Origin of the sequence: Mesorhizobium sp. M2A.F.Ca.ET.067.02.1.1 (genome assembly GCF_004023285.1) — a bacterium.
Classification (GTDB): domain Bacteria; phylum Pseudomonadota; class Alphaproteobacteria; order Rhizobiales; family Rhizobiaceae; genus Mesorhizobium.
On sequence record NZ_RZSB01000837.1, the window covers coordinates 1 to 2,409 of the forward strand.

Sequence of the window (2,409 nt, forward strand, 5' to 3'; positions counted from 1 at the left end):
CCTGTCGAAACTGATCTGGGAAGGCCCGGAAGAGATCTGGGAAGGCCCGGAAGAGACGCTGACGCTGTCCGCCAACGCCCAGCCGGCGCTGATGGCGGTGTCGCTGGCGGCGATGCGGGCGCTCGAAGCGCGCGGCTTGTCGCTGAAGGACAAGGTGGCCTATGTGGCCGGCCATTCGCTGGGCGAATATTCCGCGCTTGCCGCAGCCGGCTTTGTTTCGGTCGGCGACGCGGCGCGGCTGCTCAGGACCCGCGGCAACGCCATGCAGGCGGCGGTGCCGGCGGGCGAGGGCGCCATGGCCGCGATCATCGGCCTCGAACATGCCGATGTCGAAGCGGCATGCGCGGAAGCGGCCAAGGGCTCCGTCTGCCAGGTCGCCAACGACAATGGCGGCGGCCAGCTGGTGATTTCAGGCGCCAAAGCGGCGGTCGAGCTGGCGGCGAAGCTGTGCACCGAAAAGGGCGCCAAGCGGGCGCTGATGCTGCAGGTTTCGGCCCCCTTCCACTCGGCGTTGATGGCGCCGGCGGCCGACATCATGCGCGAGGCGCTGGCGAGCGTGGAAAAGCAGGCGCCGGTGGTCCCGGTCGTCTCGAACGTGACGGTGACGCCGACCAGCGACCCGGACGAGATCGCCCGCCGGCTGGTCCACCAGGTGACCGGCCGCGTGCGCTGGCGCGAGACGGTGGAATGGTTCGGCGCCAATGGTGTCGCCACGCTTTACGAGGTCGGCGCCGGCAAGGTGCTGTCGGGCCTGGCGCGCCGCATCAACCGCGACATCGCCACCGGTGCCATCGGCACGGCGGCGGAGGTAGAGGCGGCGCTGGCGGCGCTCGCCTGACAGGCTGGCGATTTGACGGCACCTGTGCCAAGGGTGCCCCTCTGAGATCAGGAGAGAAAAATGTTCGAACTGACCGGCCGCAAGGCGCTCGTCACAGGCGCATCGGGAGGCATCGGCGAGGCGATCGCCAGGGTGCTGCACAGCCAGGGCGCCATCGTCGGCCTGCACGGCACGCGCGTGGAGAAGCTGGAAGCGTTGGCAGGTGAGCTCGGCGACCGCGTAAAACTGTTTCCGGCGGATTTGACCGACCGCGACGCGGTGAAGGCGCTCGGCCAGAAAGCGGAAGCGGATCTCGAAGGCGTCGATATCCTGGTCAACAATGCCGGCATCACCAAGGACGGCCTGTTCGTGCGCATGTCGGATGCCGACTGGGACAGCGTGATCGAGGTCAACCTCACCGCCGTGTTCCGGCTCACCCGCGAGCTGACCCATCCGATGATGCGCCGCCGCCATGGCCGCATCATCAACATCACCTCGGTGGTCGGCGTCACGGGCAATCCCGGCCAGACCAATTACTGCGCCTCCAAGGCCGGCATGATCGGCTTTTCCAAGTCGCTGGCGCAGGAGATCGCCACCCGCAACATCACCGTCAACTGCGTCGCCCCGGGCTTCATCGAATCGGCCATGACCGACAAGCTCAACGACAAGCAGAAAGAGACGATCATGGCCGCCATCCCGATAAGGCGCATGGGCACCAGCGCCGAGGTCGCGTGCGCGGTTGCCTACCTCGCTTCCAATGAGGCGGCTTATGTCACCGGCCAGACCATTCACGTGAATGGCGGCATGGCAATGATCTAGGGCATGTCGATATTCAGGTGATGCCGGCCTGCAAACGGTGGCTTTCTGCGCTTCCGGTGCTCACGGACTCGATGTCCGCTCCGCTCCGGTTCTCGAAAGCCACCATTTTCGGCTCGGCCTGACCTGAATCTCGACACACCCCGGCGGCCAAGCCCGGACGCCTGTGAAAACAGCCATTTCGGCTTGGACGCCCGGCATTTTTCGTGTAATGCGGCCCGCAACCCGGCGGTTCGGGCAAAAACCGGTCCTGTGGCGTTGCGTTGCCCGCAAGACCATCTTTCAGCTTGATTAGCGGCATTCCGCCCGCTAACGAAGATCGACAAACATAAGACGAGGATTGCCCAAATGAGTGACACCGCAGAGCGCGTCAAGAAGATCGTCATCGAGCATCTCGGCGTCGATGCCGACAAGGTGACGGAGCAGGCGAGCTTCATCGACGACCTGGGCGCGGACAGCCTCGACACGGTCGAACTCGTCATGGCGTTCGAAGAAGAGTTCGGCGTCGAGATTCCGGACGATGCCGCCGAGACCATCCTCACCGTCGGCGACGCCGTGAAGTACATCGACAAGGCCTCGGCCTGAGTTCTTTCGCAGGCATAATCGGGGAGGACCTGCGATGAGGCGTGTCGTCGTCACGGGCCTTGGCCTGCTTTCGCCGTTTGGCATGGGCGTCGAGCATAGCTGGCGGGAATTGCTTTCCGGCCGCAGCGCCTGCCGCCGCGTCACCGAGTTCCAGGTGGACGATCTTGCCTGCAAGATCGCCCACATCATCC

Annotated in this window: 4 protein-coding genes; all 4 read left to right on the forward strand. The window is 65.1% G+C overall.

Translation table 11 applies throughout. The features are described 5' to 3' along the window. On the forward strand, positions 1–838 hold an 838-nt coding region (gene fabD, locus EOA28_RS32515; RefSeq protein ID WP_128315691.1), incomplete at its 5' end, for an ACP S-malonyltransferase. Between the two features lie 60 nt (positions 839–898). Continuing rightward, positions 899–1,636, forward strand: coding sequence for a 3-oxoacyl-[acyl-carrier-protein] reductase (fabG, locus tag EOA28_RS32520; RefSeq protein ID WP_127251700.1), 738 nt, complete (start codon positions 899–901; stop codon positions 1,634–1,636). Positions 1,637–1,981: 345 nt separating this feature from the next. Further along, positions 1,982–2,218, forward strand: coding sequence for an acyl carrier protein (locus tag EOA28_RS32525; RefSeq protein ID WP_006203723.1), 237 nt, complete (start codon positions 1,982–1,984; stop codon positions 2,216–2,218). 34 nt (positions 2,219–2,252) lie between these two features. Continuing rightward, positions 2,253–2,409, forward strand: a 157-nt coding sequence (locus EOA28_RS32530; protein WP_281060941.1) for a beta-ketoacyl synthase N-terminal-like domain-containing protein, incomplete at its 3' end; no start/stop codon positions are given.

Excerpts from the sequence above, each read along its gene's own strand:
- fabG (WP_127251700.1), top strand. The coding sequence starts at position 899 with ATGTTCGAACTGACCGGCCGCAAGGCGCTCGTCACAGGCGCATCGGGA.
- EOA28_RS32525 (WP_006203723.1), top strand. The coding sequence starts at position 1,982 with ATGAGTGACACCGCAGAGCGCGTCAAGAAGATCGTCATCGAGCATCTC.